The following is a 15,747-nucleotide window of genomic DNA, read 5'->3' on the forward strand; positions in this document are numbered from 1 at the left end:
GAAGTCGGGCGAGCGAGACCATTGGGACGGTTCCTGGCCGGTCGATTGGTGCAGGCGGTTGCCGTCCTGTGGGGGGCTTCCACGATCGTCTTCGTCCTCGTCCGGTTCTCGGGCGATCCGGTGGCGCTGATGGTCCCTCAGGGCACGCCGGCAGACGTCATCGCCCAGATGCGGCACACCCTTGGACTCGACCTGCCCCTCTATGTGCAGTACCTCCGGTTTCTTGCCGATCTGGCGCGTGGAGACCTTGGGACCTCCTACGTGCAGGATGCGCCGGCGCTGCCGCTGGTGCTCCAGCGTCTTCCATACACCATCGAGCTCACCGCGGCGGCCTTTGGGCTCGCCCTTGCCGTCGGCCTCCCCCTCGGCGTGGCTGCGGGCACTCGCCGCGGCGGACCGTTCGACCGCCTCGCTCTGCCGTTCATCCTCATCGGCCAGGCGATGCCGTCGTTTTGGACCGGCCTGCTCCTCATCCTGATCGTCAGCGTGCGGTGGCACCTCTTGCCCTCTTCAGGGTCCGGAACTCCGCAGACATTAGTCCTCCCGTCCATCACCCTCGCGTGGTTGTCCCTCGCCACGATAGCGCGCATGAGCCGGTCGGCCGTGCTGGAGGAAGCGGGCCGTGACTACGTGCGGACCGCGCATGCGAAGGGAGTATCGCCCCGCCGCGTGGTCATCGCGCACGTGCTGCGCAATGCGGCGATCCCCATCCTGACGATCGCGGCCCTCGACATCGCCAATCTGCTCGGCGGGGCCGTGATCACAGAGACCATCTTCGCCTGGCCGGGAATCGGCAGGCTGGCGGTCGAGGCGATCCAGGCCCGCGACTACACCATCGTGCAGACCGTCGTGATCGTGGGCACGGCGATCTTCGTCCTCACCAACCTGGTCACCGACGTGCTCTACGGTCTCTTGGACCCGCGGATCGCGCTCGCCGGGACGCCACCGTAGCCGGGTCACCGACCGTGCCTGCCGCATCCGCGGCAAGACCCGCGTTCGACACCGGCGGCGAGACTGTCCGACGTCGGCGCAGAAGGCTGCCGCTCACCGGCAATGCCGGGATCGGGATCCTCATGATTGTCGCCCTGGCGGCGCTGGCGGCGCCGAGCATGGCGCCCCGAAACCCCTTGACCCAGAACCTTGCCGATCGCCTGCTCCCGCCCGGGACGCGCGGGCCCCACGGTGAGGTGTTCTGGCTCGGGACGGACGGATTGGGCCGCGACGCCCTCAGCCGGCTGATCTATGGGGCCCGCGCCTCGCTTGCGGTGGCAAGCCTCGCCGTGGCGTGCTCCGGCGCGCTCGGCGTGTTCATGGGGCTCACGGCCGGATATTATCGCGGCTGGATAGGCGCGGTGTTGATGCGGTTTGTGGATCTCGTCCTGTCCATCCCCTTCTTATTGCTCGCCATCGCGGTCGTGGCCGCCCTCGGCCCCGGCCTCGAGCACACGGTGCTCGTCCTGGGGCTCACCCGGTGGCCGCGGTACGCGCGGGTCGCGTTCGCGCAGACCCTCGCCGGCCGGTCGCGGGAATTCGTTGAAGCGGCCCGTGCCCTCGGCGGGACGGACCTTCGCGTGATGCTGCGGCACGTGCTGCCTGAGGTTCTCCCGTCCGTCGTCGTCGTCGGCACGCTGGAGATCGGCCTGATGATCGTCTACGAGGCAGCGCTGTCGTTCCTGGGTCTCGGCGTTCAGCCGCCCACGCCCAGCTGGGGTAACATGCTCGCCGACGGGCGTGCCTACCTGGCGACCGGGTGGTGGCTGGCGACGTTTCCAGGCCTTGCGATCATGGTCACGGTGCTCGGCGCGAACCTGCTCGGCGACGCGGTCCGGGACCGCCTCGACCCTCATGTGCTGTGATCGCTCGCCGGATCGCGCCCCGACGATCCCCGGAGGCTCGGGGTGAGTACCTTACAGCCGCACGTTGGTGACCTGCATTCTAATCTCCGGGCGCACTTCCTCAGCAGATGGTGTTCGAAGGCTATCGCGGCCGCTTCTTGTTGTCCCGCGAGGGTGTGAGTATGTCCGTCAGGGCCTCCGCGCCACTTGTTGCCGCCGGAGTACTTCGGCCCGGCGGATAGACATCGATCAATTTCACCACCCATCCGAGTCGGTCCCGGTCGTCGAAACGAATAGCTTCCGCGAAACAGGACCGGCCAGCGTGAGATCCTCGTCGACCGGCTCCGCCACGTACACGAGCACATCCGGCCGCGTCGCCGCGAACCGCTGGTTTGATAATCGGCTCGAGGGTGAACTACAGGAGCGGGGTGACGGCTAGGAGGAAGCGACGCCACCATGGTGGGGCGGTTTCCTCTGAGGCCACCGTTCCCCGCTCCCGCGAACTCCTACTTTGTCACGATCACCTTCGCCTGCATGAACGGGTGGTCGCCGCAGAAGTACTCGTAGGTCCCCGGCTTGGTCATCGTCACGGTGAAACTTCCTCCCGGCACCACCTGGCCGGAGTCCCACCGCCCGTCTTTCGCCGTCGCGGTGTGCGGCACCGGATCACCGTCGATCCACGTCACCCGCTGACCTGCCCGGACGGTGACCGTGGCCGGGCCGAAGGCGAACGTCGCCATGCGGATCTGGACGCCGCCTGCCCCGGCTGCGACGGGCTGTGGCGGCCGAGCCGCGAACCCCTGGCGAGCCTGGGGCGTCGAGGGCGGCAGATACTCGCTCATCGCCCCCGCGCCCCGCTGCAGCGCGATCTTCCGTGGTCCGTCGCCGACGAGGATCGTCGCCACGACCTGCTGTTTTGCCATGTCCACGACTGAGGCGGTGTTGTCGCCCTCGTTGGTGACGTACGCTAACGCACCGTCCGACGTCAGCGCCACCCAGTGCGGGAACTTGCCGACCGCGACGTCTTTGACGATCTGATGCGAGGCGGCATCGATAATCGCCAGCTGGCCGGTGGCCTGCACGACGGCCAAGGCGTACTTATGGTCCGGCGTGAATGCGATCTGATGTGGGATTGGGCCGACGGTGATCGTTGCTGTCACCTTGTTGGTCGCGGTGTCCAAGACCTTGACCTCGGCGCTGTTGGCCTCGGTGAAGTACATGGACTTGCCGTTGGGGCTGAGGGTCAGCCCGCGCGGCGTCTGGTCCAGGGGCAATCGCGCGGAGACACGCCGTCCCGGGATGTCAACGACGACGATCGCGTTGTGGTTCGGGCGGTCTTGGGAGCCGACGTAGGCAGTACGCCCATCGGGGGAGAGCGCGACGCCGTGCGGCTTGCCCACGGGGACCTGGGCGACAACCTTCAGGGTCGCGGTATCGATCACGTCCAGCTGGCCAATGTCGAACATCGATACCAGCAGCGTCTTCGTATCGCGCGACAGGGCCATGCCCTGCGGCGACCTCCCGAGATCGAGCGTCCTGATCACCGTGTCCGTTGCGGTGTCGATCACGCTGAGCTCGGTCGCATCCTCGCCCGAGACGTAGACCCGCCGCCCGTTGGGGGTGACGATGACCGCCTCGGGTCCGGCTGGGACTTTGATCGTCCGAAGGACGCGTCCCGTGGCCGTATCGAGCACGGCGACTGAGCTGCTGCCGTACAGCCCGATGTATGCCTTTGGTGCGGTGGCGGCCACCGCCGAGGGGGACGGGCCGGACATGCCCCCCCAGATGAGGCCCCCGACCACCAGCGCGGCCATCAGGGCCGACGCGCCGCCCGCGCGTACACGTAGAAGCCCCGTACGGAATGGGCTTACCCCGTTTCTCATATACCATCCTCCTCCCGCATCCGAGCCCGAGGCGCGCCGCCCTCCAGCATCCGCAGTCGGCCGGCGCGCCTCATGGGCTCTTACTGACCGAAATTGTCAAGCCGCTGTTGATCGTACGGCCCGAAGGTGGGCGAGGTCTGCCCCGGGCCCGCCACGGTGCCGAGGCCGGCGGGCTCGAACTGCGCGGCCATCTGTGGGGCCTGCCAGGCGTTCGAATCGGAGTGGTTATCGTCAGCTGTGGCGGCAAACGCGCTGCCGGGCAGTGCGGCGGACGCCCCCAGGACGAGCATGACGAGCATCTTCTTCATCGCTCTCACTCCCTTTGCTCGATTTGATCGCTCCGTGCGATCGTTCACTGGCTAATACACCTGGTGAGACAGCGCGGATTGCACCGGAGGGAAAATTGCCGTCACAAGTTCGTAAAGCGAGCTCGGAAAGGATCTGATCATCCCAACAGGGGGAAGGCGCGAGGCGGTGATCGGCCGGACTCCCGGCAAAAGGTGAAGGCCCGGGCTGCCCTCCCTGCTAACCGATGATGTGCATCTGGTATCCGCCGCGGAAGGGTCGGTTCTCCTCAAAGCGCGTGATGCTGAAGGCCTGGAGATCGAGGTGCGTACACCCTCCCGTGGTCACGTACTCGGCGATCGCTTCGCCGGTGGCCGGGGCGAGCTTGAACGAGTTTCCACTGCCCCCCACGATCTGGAGGTACCCATCCACGCCGGGGACGGGGCCGAAAAGGAGATGAAAGTCTGGGCTGTTGCCATCCGGGCCCGACCAGGAGCGGACCCTGGACATCCGCTCCCCCCACGGGCATCGGCGGATCAAGTTATCGTGGATCTCCGCTTCGAACATCATCGTCGGGCGAGACGGATAATCGTCCGGATCGATGGCGTCCCCCTCCAGCACCGTGTTCTCGGATAGGCCGCCCCCGGCCAGCATCAAGCCTGCGGCGTCGGGGCGACAGTAGGTCATAGTACACAGGTCAAGCCAGGTGGGGCTGTTCTGGCCCCAGTGCGGGTAGTGCGGATGAAAGGCCACCATCTGCAGGTACCCAGGGCTCACCGGCAGTTCCACCCCCAGCATCGCGGCGATCCGAGGGGCCCACGCCCCCGCGCAGTTGACGATCAAGGGCGTGCGGATCGAGCCCTGGTCCGTGACCACCCGTCGGCCCCCCGGACCGTTGGCGGCGATGGCGGTCACCGTCGTCTGCGTGCAGACCTGCGCGCCGACCTCCTGGGCCTTCCTGGCGAAGGCGACGGCGGTGGAGTAGGGATCGGCGTAGCCGGCCTGAGCCTCGTAGGCAGCGAGGGCGAGCCCGTCCGGCTCGAATTCCGGGATGAAGCGAGAGATCGCCTCCGGCTGGATGATCTCCGTCTCGACCCCGATGCGCTGCTGCATCCGTACGAACCGAGTCATCCCCTCGGCATCGGCCTTCGATACCGCGACGATCAAGCCATTGCGAACGTAATCCACGGGATGGCCGAGTTCGTCCTCCAGGCGGGGCCAGAGCTGCGCCGCCCGGTGCGCCAGCCGGACCATCGGCTCAGTCGAGTAATGGGAGCGAATGATGCCTCCCGAGGCGCCCGAGGATCCTGACCCGATCGCCCCCTTCTCGACCAGGACGACCTGCCTGCCGGCCCTGGCGAGGTGGTAGGCGACGCTTGCGCCGTGGACGCCTCCGCCGATGACCACGACCTCCGCTTCGTTGTTCATGGGTGCCCTCCGCTGTCGTTTGGGGGCAAGTCTACGCGATGGCGCCGGGCGAAACCATCCGGCGCGAAGAGTATTCGCGGAGCGCGGCAACGGCCCGGGCTGTGGGGATCCGCGGCAGGGCAGCGGCCTGCAACTGCCGGCGGGGGACCGCCTCTCCTCTATCCGCCTGATTCGAGGATCCTATCCGCGCCCGATCCATCTTGAGGTCCCAGGGTTAGACTTAAGCTTAAGATGGCGTGGGTGCGGATCTGCGGGCATGGTGGTCTCGCCGGAGGGGACAACCGGCAGGGTCGGGCCCCCGGCGTCCGCAACGTCTCCCCAGCCTCCAGGCCAGGATCACGCTCGGCGTGGCCCTCGCGACCACGATCATGCTCGCCGCGTTCGGGTACATGGTGAGCTGGGCGATTCGCGAAAGCACCGCCACCGTGCTTCGCATCGCCAGCAGGTTGCCGAGATCGTGGCCGTGAGAATTGCGGAGGGGCTCTCGGGAGATCGGCGGGATCTCGAGGACCTAAGCTGGGAGCTCTCCAGGACGCCGCCCGCCCGACGGATGATGGTTCTCGGGGAGGCCGGCGAGGCACGGCGATTTTCAGGACTCGCGCTCCTCACCCCTAGCGGGGCGGTCGCCTGGTCGAGGCCATCGTCGTTCGCGAGCAGCGTTTTCGCATTTCCTCTTCCTCTGCATGCGGGTCCGAGGACCAACCGCGTCTTTTGCCTCCTCTCGCTGCTCTCCCCGGCGCACATCTGATGGCATTCGTGCTGTTCGTCCCGGGGATGGACCACTGGCTTGTGGGGGCGGTGAACTTCGCGCAGGGGGAGTTCCTCAACACTCTACGCGGGAGCGGCGGCGTGCCGCTGGACTTCGAGGTGGTCGATGACCGGGGTATGGTGCTGATTTCCTCGGATCCGACCGCACTCGGCCGGCTCACCGAGCATATGCCGGTCGTTGCCTCCCTCATCGTGCAGAGTCACGCCGGCATCGTGCCGCACAATGTCGTCTCGCATCCCCACTACGTGGCGTACACGCCGCTGCCGGGCTACCCGGGATGGGGCGTGAACGTCGAACAGCCGAGAGATGTTGTACTCACGCTGCCGCATGAGCTCCAGCGCCGGATGCTGTTGTTCGGGTTCGTGATCGTCACCGGGATGTCGCTGCTGGCCTTCTTGGACGTGCGGAGCGTCATCCAGCCACTCACGCGCCTCCGCGATGCGGCGGAGCGGATCGCCGACGGCAACCTCGACCACCCAGTGCGCGTGACCGCAAAGATGAAGTCGGCACACTCGCCCGGACCTTTGAGACGATGCGGACCGCCCTCAAGGCGTCGCGGGAGGAAATCGCGACGTGGAACCGTCAGCTGGAGGACCGCGTCGCCGACCGGACCCGAGAGATCTCGGCGATGGCCGCGGAGAATGCCGGCCTGTTTGCCCTGGCCAGGCGGGCGGAGCGCAATCTGGCGTCCACGGTCGATCTGCTGAGCGACGGGCTGCTCACCCTCAGTCTGGATCGGCATGTTCTGTCCCTGAACCCCGCGGCCGAGCGTCTGCTCGGGTGGACCAGCGAGGAAGCGCGGGGGGTCATGTGTACCGAGTTCCTGACCTGCTCCGATTGTCCGAGCGGCCACCCCGACGCGCCGTGCCCAAGACCATCTATGCCAAGGCGGGTGTCCCGGTTCGGCTCAAGATCACCTCCGAGGACGTCGTGCACGGGTTCGCCATCGACGGTCTCCCCGTGAAGATTACCGAGCTCATTCCGGGGAAGACCGAGTACGTCACATTTACGCCGGCGACACCGGGGACCTATTACTACCACTGCACCACATACTGTGGTCTGTCCCACGCGATGATGTTTGGGCAGATCATCGTGACCGCTCGGCGGTAGGGGAGTGGCGCGGGTCCGTTGGAAAAGGCGCCCGCATCACATCCAGGAGGAGGCGCAAAGCCATGGACGGATGCTCCGCGTGTGACAAGTGCGGCCTGAAGTCGGTCCATTACGAACTCGAGCGACGTGGGATCGTGCTGCGGTTTTGCGATACGTGCTACTGGGGAGAGGTGGGCGCGAACGAGCGTCCGGCGGATAGAGAGATGGAGGAAAGCGCGGCGGCGAGGTAGGATTGCCCCGGATTTTGCCCTGACTCGAGATTGCTGTGGGGAAGTTGGTCGACAGACGCGGAGGTGATCACGTGGCACAGGAGCACGGGATGATACGGGATCTGGCAAGAGGTTTGCGGTGGAAGCTGGCGGTGGGGCGAATCCGGGCAGCAAGCGTAAGTTGATGTTTCCAGGCTCAGCGGGTGAACCCGCTGGCTGTGATCGCCTCGGCGAGTCGGTCCACCTTCCCCCAAGCCTCCTCGGTCAGGATCTCCTCGGCCATCGGGAAGACGACTTCCTCTTCCTTGCGAAAGTGGTCTTCGCACGTGCCCTCTAGGTCCCGCGCCGCCTGGGCGGCTTTTGGCAGATTCGCTGCGGCGCCCGTCGACGCGGCTCCCAGGGCGTGCTCGAGGTCGTGTAGGTGGCGGCGGACTTCGTCGTGCTCTTCTTTGAACGGGGTGAGGGCGATCCCGCCTCGTTCGAGCAGCTCAGGTTCGAGCACGCTGAACACGGCGTCGTCCTCGAGCGAGGCATGAAGGTCCAACTCCTGCTTGAGGGTGGCGAGACCGCGGCGAATCACGGCCGCCCCTTCAGCCGACGCCGGCGTCTTACTGGCGAGCGCGGCAGCGATCGCGTGAATCCGGGCCAGCAGGCCGGGATGCTCCGCCACGAGTCGCTGCGTCAGCCGCTCCGTCACGGCAGTCCCTCCGGGTCCAGGGCAGATACAATCATGATACGATCCGAGAACGAATCAGGCAATCGGCCGTTCGCATCGTTTTTCTCCGACAAACGCACCGGGGGAGGATTCCACACCCGGCATCCCGAACGCCCGCCCATCGTGGGGCGATCGTCTCCGGGAGAGAGAGAGGGCAGCGGGCAGCACCGGGTCGCCGCGACAGCGATGGTCCCCGACCTCCTCGACCTGTTCACCCGCACTGCCGACGGCGTCATGGCCGTGGATCCGGCTTGCCGGGTGATTCTCTGGAATCGCGCCGCCGAATCGATTCTCGGGTATACGGCGACCGAGGTGCTGGGTCGAGCCTGTCACGAGGTGATGCAGGGGCGCGATGAACCCGGGAACCTGTTCTGTCACCCCCACTGCTCCGTGTTGACGATGGCGCGTCACGACGAGGCCGCGCAGGCCTACGACATCGCCACGCGGGGCAAGGACGGCGCGGAGCGGTGGTTAAATGTGAGCACGGTACTGGTCCCGACGCGGGGCGGCAACATCGTGGTCCACCTGTTCCGGGACGTGACGGGGGCGCGGAGGGCGTTTCGCGCCGTGCCGGCCGGGGCGGAGCCCCCGCCGCCTGCCGCCTCGACTCCCGACCCTACGGCCGGGCACCTCACAGGGCGCGAGCAGGAGGTCCTGCGGCTGATGGCCCGTGGCGAGGGGACCCAGACCATCGCCCGCCGGCTGTTCATCAGCACCGCGACCGTGCGCAATCATACGCAGAATATCCTCACGAAGCTCGGCGTGCACAGCCGCCTCGAGGCCGTCGCTCTGGCCTTTCGCCGTCACCTCATCTAGCCTCCCCCCGGCTGGGCCGGAACCTCTGCGCCCGGGCAGTTGCGGGTAGTCCATCTGCGCTAAGTAAATAAGCCAGCCGCATCATTTCCTTCGCCGCTTTGCCGGGGTACGGTATGGGCAAGGTTTTCAAGCGAGCGCTCGACCGGGAGCCCCCTATGGAATATGACGCGCGGCGCGAGGCGATCCTGAAGACGGCGGCGGCGTTGTTCGCGTCGCGGGGGTTCGAACGGACGTCGATCCGGGACGTCGCCCGGGCTGCCGGGATGAGCGTGGCAGGACTGTACTATTACGTGCGGAGCAAGGAAGAGCTGCTCTACCGCATCTGCGACCGCCGGTTCTCCATGCTGCTCGACTCACTGGACCAGGAGCTTGCGCACACCCTCGATCCCGGAGAGCGCATCCACGTGCTGATCCGCAACCACCTCGACCACTTCCTCCGAGACATGAACGAGATCAAGGTGATCACCCGTGAACTGGGATCCCTGCGGGGGCCCCACGCGGTCAAGATCGCCGCGCTGCGCCGCCGATACTACGCGGTCTGCCGCGACGTCCTGGCGGGGTTCGGGGCGAGCGGCGTGCCGGCGCGACTCGCGGCGATGAGCCTGTTCGGCATGGTCAACTGGGTGCAGATGTGGTACCGCCCCGAGGTCGACGGCGGGGTCGACCGCCTGGCCGATGGCATGACTCGGATCTTCCTCCACGGCTACGGGACGTCACAGGCGGGGGAGCGCCAATGGACGGGAACGACGGCCGCGTCACGCTGACCCGGCACGGGCGCGCGGCCCGGCTCGTCCTCGACCGGCCGCCGCTCAACATCCTCACGCTGGGAATGCTTCACGAGCTCGCCGCCGCGTGCGAGGTGCTTGCGGGCGACCCGGAGGTCACCGTCGTCACGCTGGCCTCGGCCGGCCCGCGGGCGTTCTGCGTCGGAGTCGACGTCGCGGCGCACGCGCCGGACCGCGCGGCGCCGATGCTGGCGGCGTTTCAGACGATGGCCGAGCGGATGCTGGCCCTCGATCAGGTCGTGATCGCTGCCGTGCAGGGGCCGGCGCTCGGTGGCGGCTGGGAGCTCGCGCTGCTCTGCGACCTGGTCGTGGCCGCCGAGGGTGCGACGTTTGGGGTCCCGGAGGTGAAGCTCGCCGCGCTTCCGCCGCTGGCCGCGGCCGCGCTGCCCCGGCTCGTCGGCACAGCCCGGGCGCTGGACCTCGTGCTAACGGGCCGGCCCGTCTCCGCGGAAGAGGCGCTGCGGTGGGGGCTCGTGGCGCGGGTCGTCCCCGCGGTCGACCTGGGCCGGGCCACCGATGAGCTGGCCGCCGCCCTGCTCGCCCACAGCGGGGTGGCCGTCCGGCTCGCGAAGCGCGCGGTTGCGGCCCCCGGGCGGGACGCCGTGGCCCGGGCGTTGCGGGAGGCCACGGCACTGTATCGGACCGAACTGCTCCCGACCACGGACGCGGCCGAGGGCATCGCCGCGTTTATGGCAAAGCGTCCGCCGGCCTGGAAGCACGCCTAGGGAGGGAGAGGATGGCACCGGCACAGGAACTGGCGGCGCTCCTCGATGAGTGCCGGGTGCTGGTCGAGGACCCAGAATTCCCCGCCGTCCGGCGGTGGCAGGAAGCTCACCCCGGCGGCAAGGTGCTGGGCCATTTCCAGGTGTACTTCCCGGAGGAGATCGCCCACGCCGCCGGCATGCTGCCGGTCAAGATCCTAGGCGCCGGCAGCGGCGTGCAGATTCGCAAAGCCGACGCGCGCATCGCCGCGTTCGTATGCTCGATCATCCGCAGTTCGCTCGAGCTCGCACTTACCGGCCGCCTCGACTTCCTCTCGATGTTTGTGATCCCGCCGATCTGCGATGCCGCCCGGAACGCGTGCGGCGTCTGGGTGCGCAACCTGCCATCCCTCACCACCCAGGTGCTCTACCTCCCGCAAAACGCGACCTCGCCCGCCGCCGCCGCGTACGCTCGGGACGAGTACCACCGCATCGCCACAATCATCGAGGGGCTAACGGGGGAGGCGATCACGGACGACCGCCTGCGCGCCAGCATCGCCCTCTACAACGAGAACCGACGCCTGCTGCGCGAGGTCTATCGGGTGAAGCGGGACACTCCCTGGCTCCTCTCGGGGGTGGAAGCATACACGTTGACCCGGGCCGGGGGCGTGATGCCGCGCGAGGACCACAACGCGCTGCTGCACCGCGCCCTCGAGCTCGTGCCGCACCGCCAGGCGAAGCGCCAGGACAAGATCCGGGTGGTCTTCGAAGGTGGGTACTGCGAGCAGCCGCCTGTGGACATGCTCACCGTCATCCAGGACGCCTGCTACATCGTGGACGATGACCTCCTGATCGGGCTGCGCTGGCACCTCGACGATGTGCCGGCGGGCGAGGACCCCCTCGCCGACCTGGCCCGGGCGTACCTGGAAGGGTCGAGCTACAGCCCGGTGCAGCACGACCCCCGGAAACCCAAGTCGCAGATGCTGGTGCGCCGCATTCGGGAGGCCCGCGCCGATGCGGCGATCGTCGCCGCGCCAAAGATGTGCGAGCCCGGCCTCGAGGAGCAGGTCAACCACATTCGCGCGCTGGAGGAGGCGGGGATCCCGCACCTCGTGATGGAGTTCGAGGAGAAGATGACCGTCTTCGAGCAGATGCGGATGGAAGTCGAGACGTTCGCCGAGTCGTTGCTCTTCGACTTCGCCTGAGGGAGGACGCCGATGGCCGTTCGCGGCTCCACGGAACGAGGACCGGCGACCGATCACCCGGCCGGCGCGTCCGGCCAGGGCGGGGCCATCCGCCGCGAGGGGCGGCGGCTGATGGATCTGTGGTGGCAGGAGATGACGGCCGCGGACGAGACCGGGCGCCCGGCGGCGTACGTCTTCGTGATGGGCTCGCTCTGCGAGCTCCTCCGGGTTTTCGACGTGGTGCTCAACGCGCCGGAGATCACCTCGCTGCAGACCGCGATTCGCGGACACTCGCTGACATACATCCAGGCCGCGGAGGACTACGGCTACTCGCCGGACATCTGCGGCTACGTGAAGGCCGACGTCGGACTGCAACTGAAGGGGCGGACGCACCCCCATGGGAAAGTCCCGCCGCCTGGCCTCGCCGTCGCCACGAACATGTGCAATACCTATATCAAGTGGGCCGAGATCTGGGAGCAGCTGTACCACTGCCCGGTCTTCGTGCTCGACCTGCCCGCCTGGCGGGGTACCGGCGCCGACCTCCGCCGGGACGGCGAGGCGTTCCAGAACGATCGCCGCTACGTCGAGCGGCAGCTGGGGGACCTCATCGCCCTCTGCGAGCGGGTGACGGGCAAAGCCTTCGACATCGACAGGCTACGCGAGGCGATGGCGGAGGTGAACCGCCTCGCCGCGTGCTACCAGGAGGTGGTCGCGCTCAACCGCACCCGCCCCGCGCCGTTCAGCGCCATCCGCGAGGGCATCGTGTTCCAGGGGATTTCCAACCTCTATCGCGGCTCCCCGGAGGGGCCTCGCTTCTTCGAGGCCGCCCGGGAAGAACTCGAGGAGCGCGTGCGCCGAGGGCAAGGGACGGTGCCGGCGGAGAAGTTCCGGCTGATGCTCGGCGGGACGACCTGCTACGCGGCCTTCAAGCGGTTCGCGGAGCTGTTTGAGGAGTGGGGCGGGACCTTCGTGCACAGCACGTACATGGTCTTCGCCGGCGGAGGGTTCCCCCCGGGGTTTGGCTACGACCTCGCCCACCCGATCGAGAGCCTGGCCGAGGAGCTCCTGCTCTCCGCCTGGCGGGGCTTCAGCACGCCGATGTTCTACGCGCAGGACTGGCTGGCCGAAACCGCGCAGGAGTGGTCGGTCGACGGCATCTGCTTCCACGGCGTGAAATCCTGCCGCACCACGTCCACGGGCCTCCCGGATGTGCGGGAATGGCTGCGGACGCACAACGACATCCCGGGTCTGTTCATCCAGTCCGATCTGGTGGACCCGCGGCTCTGGTCGGATGCACAGCTGAAGAACCGCGTCGACGCGTTCATTGAGTCGCTCGCCGGCCGCAAGGCCGCGGCGGGGGCGGGGAGGTGAGGGGGATGTTCGGCGGCGGCGTCGACGTCGGGTCGACTCAGACGAAGGCCGTGATCCTGGACGGCGAGCGGCGGGTGCGGGGGCGCGGGCTGGTCGATACCGGCGCCCGCCTCACCGACGCGGCGATCGCCGCGTTCCACCAGGCGCTCCAGGCCGCGAATGTCCTAGAGGCGGACGTGGGCTGCGTCATCGGGACGGGCTACGGCCGGTTCCGGGTCGAGTTCGGACACGCGCAGGTCACCGAGATCTCCTGCCACGCCCGTGGGGCGGTGTACCTCTTTCCGCAAACGCGCAGCGTGCTCGACATCGGCGGCCAAGACACCAAGGCGATCAGCGTGGCCGGCACGGGGCAGGTGCTGGACTTCTGCATGAACGATAAGTGCTCGGCGGGGACGGGGCGGTTCTTGGGCGCCGCGTCGCAGGCGCTCGAGATCCCGCTGGGGGACCTTGGGCCGCTCGCGCTCACCGCCAAGCACCCCGTCACGATGACGACGACCTGCACGGTCTTTGCCGAGTCGGAGATCCTGGGCTGGCTGGCCCGGGGCCGAAAGACCGAGGACGTGCTGATGGGCGTGCACGTGGCGATCGCCTCCCGCAGCCTGTCGCTGCTGCGCCGGGTCGGCGTGGAGCCCGAGATCACGTTCACCGGGGGCGTGGCCCGCAACACCGCGATGGTCAAGCTCATCGAGGAGCTGACCGGCGCCCCGGTCAACGTCAGCGAGGAATCCCATTACTGCGGCGCGGTCGGCGCCGCGCTGCACGCGCTCGACCGCGTCGCCGCACAGGCCGGCGTCGCCGCAGGGGGGGGGCTGTGAGCCTGACCCTCGGCCTCGACCTTGGCTCCACCCACACGAAGGCCGTGATCGCCGATTCCGCGGGACGGATCCTCGGGCGGGTCACCTTCCACAGCGGGTATAACTTCGCGAAGGCGGCGGCGCGGGCGCTGCACGACGTCCTGGAGACGGCCCGGATCCCGCAGGCGGAGATCGGCTACATCGCCGCGACCGGGTACGGCCGGTACATGGCCCCGTTCCGCGATCTGTCGATCACCGAGCTGACGTGTCACGCGCGCGCGCTGTCCTGGCTGTTCCCCGGGGTCCGCACACTGCTGGACATCGGCGGGCAGACCGTGAAGGCGATCCGCCTGGACGCCCGCGGCCGCGTCAAGGCGTTCCGGCTCAACGACAAATGTGCCGCGGGCAGCGGCGCGTTCCTGGAAAAGACGATGCGCTACCTGGGCTACGCGGCGGCCGACATCCCCACCTTGTCCGCAGCCGCGACCGACCCCGCGACGATCTCGAGCGTCTGCGCGGTGTTCGCCGAGTCGGAGGTGATCAACCACCTGACCGCCGGCCGCAGCGCCGAGGACGTGTGCGCGGGCGCCGTGGTCGCGTTGGCGGAGCGGGCGGGCCAGGTGTTCAAGCGCGTGAAGCCGGAACCCGAGTACGGGCTGAGCGGCGGCCTCACCCGGGTACCGCTGATGCGCTGGGCCCTGGAGACTTCTCTGAAGTGCGAGTTTCATGTGGCGCCGGATGACCTGGGAGTTTACGCGGGCGCCCTGGGCGCGGCGCTGCTGGCCCACGAGCGACTTTGCAAACTGGCCCGACAACAAACGGCCTGAAGCGGGAAGGACAACTGCCCCATGAGGGAGGGAGCGTCATGAGCGTGATCCAGGAGACGGTCGGCACCCCGGTTCAGCCGCGGGCGCCGGAGAGCTTTCAATTCCAGGACATCCTCTACGAGAAGCAGGGCTGGGTGGCCCGCGTGACGGTCAATCGACCGCACGTCTACAACGCCTATCGCACCCAGACCCTGGTCGAGCTACGGGAGGCGTTTCGCGACGCATCGTACGACGACGGCGTGGCGGTGCTCGTGCTCACCGGCGCCGGCGAGAAGGCATTCTGCACGGGCGGCGACGTGACCGAGTACGCGACGCAGTACACCCAGCGGCCCCGCGACTACTGGAAGTACATGAGCGTGTTCGTGGAATGCCACGACCTGCTGCGGAACCTCGGCAAGCCGACGATCGCCCGGCTCAATGGGATCGTCGCCGGCGGCGGCAACGAGTTCAACATGGCCTGCGATCTCGCGGTGGCGGTCGAAGGGATCACGATCCGCCAGGTGGGCACGCGGGTGGGCAGCGTGGCCGCGGGCGGGGCGACCCAGTGGTTGCCGATCATGATCGGCGATCGGCGGGCGCGCGAGATGCTGCTGACGTGCGATCCGATCGATGCCCGGCAGGCGCTGGAGTGGGGACTCGTCAATCGCGTGGTCCCCCGCGAGCAACTCGACACGGCCGTCGACGAGCTCTGCCAGAAGCTGATCGACAAGTTCCCAGAGTGCACGCGGTATACGCTCCAGCAGGCGAACTTCTGGAAGGATTTCGCCTGGTCGATGACCGTCGGCCACGCCCGCGACTGGCTGAGCCTGCACTTTGCCACCCGCGAGCCGTGGGAGGGGATGTCGGCGTTCGTCGACAAGCGACCGCCCAGCTATCGGGACGTGCGCGAGGACGCGCGCGACGGCGGGCCAGCCGAGTTCATCTGGGGGCCGCCGGCCCGGACGTGCCCTTCGTGTGGCGCCCGGGGGCTTCCGGCCAACATGGCCTACTGCGGCCGCTGCGGGCAGCGGCTGTCGCCGTAAGGGGGGTGCGAAC

At 68.0% G+C, this 15,747-nt stretch carries 16 protein-coding genes and 1 pseudogene; 12 read left to right on the forward strand and 5 right to left on the reverse strand.

The features are described 5' to 3' along the window. Window positions 1-21: 21 nt before the first annotated feature. Together VKV57_01625 and VKV57_01630 are read left to right on the forward strand one after the other, a co-directional pair. Window positions 22-951 (forward strand): ABC transporter permease, encoded by a 930-nt coding sequence (locus VKV57_01625; protein ID HLW58604.1) that lies wholly within the window; start codon window positions 22-24, stop codon window positions 949-951. Between the two features lie 122 nt (window positions 952-1,073). Then, window positions 1,074-1,856, forward strand: coding sequence for an ABC transporter permease (locus tag VKV57_01630; GenBank protein ID HLW58605.1), 783 nt, complete (start codon window positions 1,074-1,076; stop codon window positions 1,854-1,856). Window positions 1,857-2,070: 214 nt separating this feature from the next. Here VKV57_01630 and VKV57_01635 read toward each other — a convergent pair. The 4 genes and pseudogenes from VKV57_01635 to VKV57_01650 all read right to left on the reverse strand — a co-directional run bounded on the left by VKV57_01635 (window position 2,071) and on the right by VKV57_01650 (window position 5,431). Further along, window positions 2,071-2,234, reverse strand: a pseudogene (locus VKV57_01635) (CocE/NonD family hydrolase C-terminal non-catalytic domain-containing protein). Window positions 2,235-2,341: 107 nt separating this feature from the next. Beyond that, window positions 2,342-3,718, reverse strand: coding sequence for a cytochrome D1 domain-containing protein (locus VKV57_01640; GenBank protein ID HLW58606.1), 1,377 nt, complete (start codon window positions 3,716-3,718; stop codon window positions 2,342-2,344). 80 nt (window positions 3,719-3,798) lie between these two features. Continuing rightward, complete coding sequence (locus VKV57_01645) at window positions 3,799-4,026, reverse strand: hypothetical protein (GenBank protein ID HLW58607.1); 228 nt, start codon at window positions 4,024-4,026, stop codon at window positions 3,799-3,801. 217 nt (window positions 4,027-4,243) lie between these two features. Beyond that, on the reverse strand, window positions 4,244-5,431 hold the full coding sequence (locus tag VKV57_01650; GenBank protein ID HLW58608.1) for an FAD-binding oxidoreductase: 1,188 nt from the start codon (window positions 5,429-5,431) through the stop codon (window positions 4,244-4,246). A 747-nt stretch (window positions 5,432-6,178) separates the two neighbouring features. On the opposite strand from VKV57_01650, the gene VKV57_01655 reads away from it, so the two are divergent. Both VKV57_01655 and VKV57_01660 read left to right on the forward strand, forming a co-directional pair. Then, complete coding sequence (locus tag VKV57_01655) at window positions 6,179-6,907, forward strand: HAMP domain-containing protein (GenBank protein HLW58609.1); 729 nt, start codon at window positions 6,179-6,181, stop codon at window positions 6,905-6,907. Window positions 6,908-7,064: 157 nt separating this feature from the next. After that, window positions 7,065-7,310: a cupredoxin domain-containing protein gene (locus VKV57_01660; GenBank protein ID HLW58610.1), complete on the forward strand. Its 246-nt coding sequence runs from the start codon at window positions 7,065-7,067 to the stop codon at window positions 7,308-7,310. A 405-nt stretch (window positions 7,311-7,715) separates the two neighbouring features. Here the strand turns inward: VKV57_01660 and VKV57_01665 are convergent, their stop codons facing one another. Then, window positions 7,716-8,216 carry a hemerythrin domain-containing protein gene (locus VKV57_01665; GenBank protein HLW58611.1) on the reverse strand — a complete coding sequence of 167 codons (501 nt, stop codon included), beginning with the start codon at window positions 8,214-8,216 and terminating at the stop codon, window positions 7,716-7,718. A 204-nt stretch (window positions 8,217-8,420) separates the two neighbouring features. On the opposite strand from VKV57_01665, the gene VKV57_01670 reads away from it, so the two are divergent. From VKV57_01670 to VKV57_01705, 8 genes are all read left to right on the forward strand, one after another. Further along, on the forward strand, window positions 8,421-9,050 hold the full coding sequence (locus VKV57_01670) for a LuxR C-terminal-related transcriptional regulator (GenBank protein HLW58612.1): 630 nt from the start codon (window positions 8,421-8,423) through the stop codon (window positions 9,048-9,050). A 155-nt stretch (window positions 9,051-9,205) separates the two neighbouring features. Then, on the forward strand, window positions 9,206-9,814 hold the full coding sequence (locus VKV57_01675) for a TetR/AcrR family transcriptional regulator (protein HLW58613.1): 609 nt from the start codon (window positions 9,206-9,208) through the stop codon (window positions 9,812-9,814). Then, window positions 9,784-10,560 (forward strand): enoyl-CoA hydratase/isomerase family protein, encoded by a 777-nt coding sequence (locus tag VKV57_01680; protein HLW58614.1) that lies wholly within the window; start codon window positions 9,784-9,786, stop codon window positions 10,558-10,560. The genes VKV57_01675 and VKV57_01680 overlap by 31 nt, the downstream gene beginning before the upstream one ends. Window positions 10,561-10,571: 11 nt before the next feature. After that, a complete protein-coding gene (locus VKV57_01685; protein ID HLW58615.1) occupies window positions 10,572-11,741 on the forward strand; it encodes a 2-hydroxyacyl-CoA dehydratase family protein in 1,170 nt (389 codons plus the stop codon). Window positions 11,742-11,753: 12 nt separating this feature from the next. Beyond that, window positions 11,754-13,091, forward strand: a complete 1,338-nt coding sequence (locus tag VKV57_01690; GenBank protein HLW58616.1) for a 2-hydroxyacyl-CoA dehydratase family protein — start codon at window positions 11,754-11,756, stop codon at window positions 13,089-13,091. Window positions 13,092-13,096: 5 nt separating this feature from the next. Beyond that, a complete protein-coding gene (locus tag VKV57_01695; protein HLW58617.1) occupies window positions 13,097-13,906 on the forward strand; it encodes an acyl-CoA dehydratase activase in 810 nt (269 codons plus the stop codon). Continuing rightward, entirely contained in the window at window positions 13,903-14,712 is an 810-nt protein-coding gene (locus VKV57_01700; GenBank protein ID HLW58618.1) for an acyl-CoA dehydratase activase, read from the forward strand. Before VKV57_01695 ends, VKV57_01700 begins: the two co-directional genes overlap by 4 nt. 38 nt (window positions 14,713-14,750) lie before the next feature. Further along, window positions 14,751-15,734 carry an enoyl-CoA hydratase/isomerase family protein gene (locus tag VKV57_01705; GenBank protein ID HLW58619.1) on the forward strand — a complete coding sequence of 328 codons (984 nt, stop codon included), beginning with the start codon at window positions 14,751-14,753 and terminating at the stop codon, window positions 15,732-15,734. The last annotated feature ends 13 nt before the right edge of the window (window positions 15,735-15,747 follow it).

The organism is bacterium (genome assembly GCA_035307765.1).
GTDB lineage: Bacteria > Sysuimicrobiota > Sysuimicrobiia > Sysuimicrobiales > Segetimicrobiaceae > Segetimicrobium.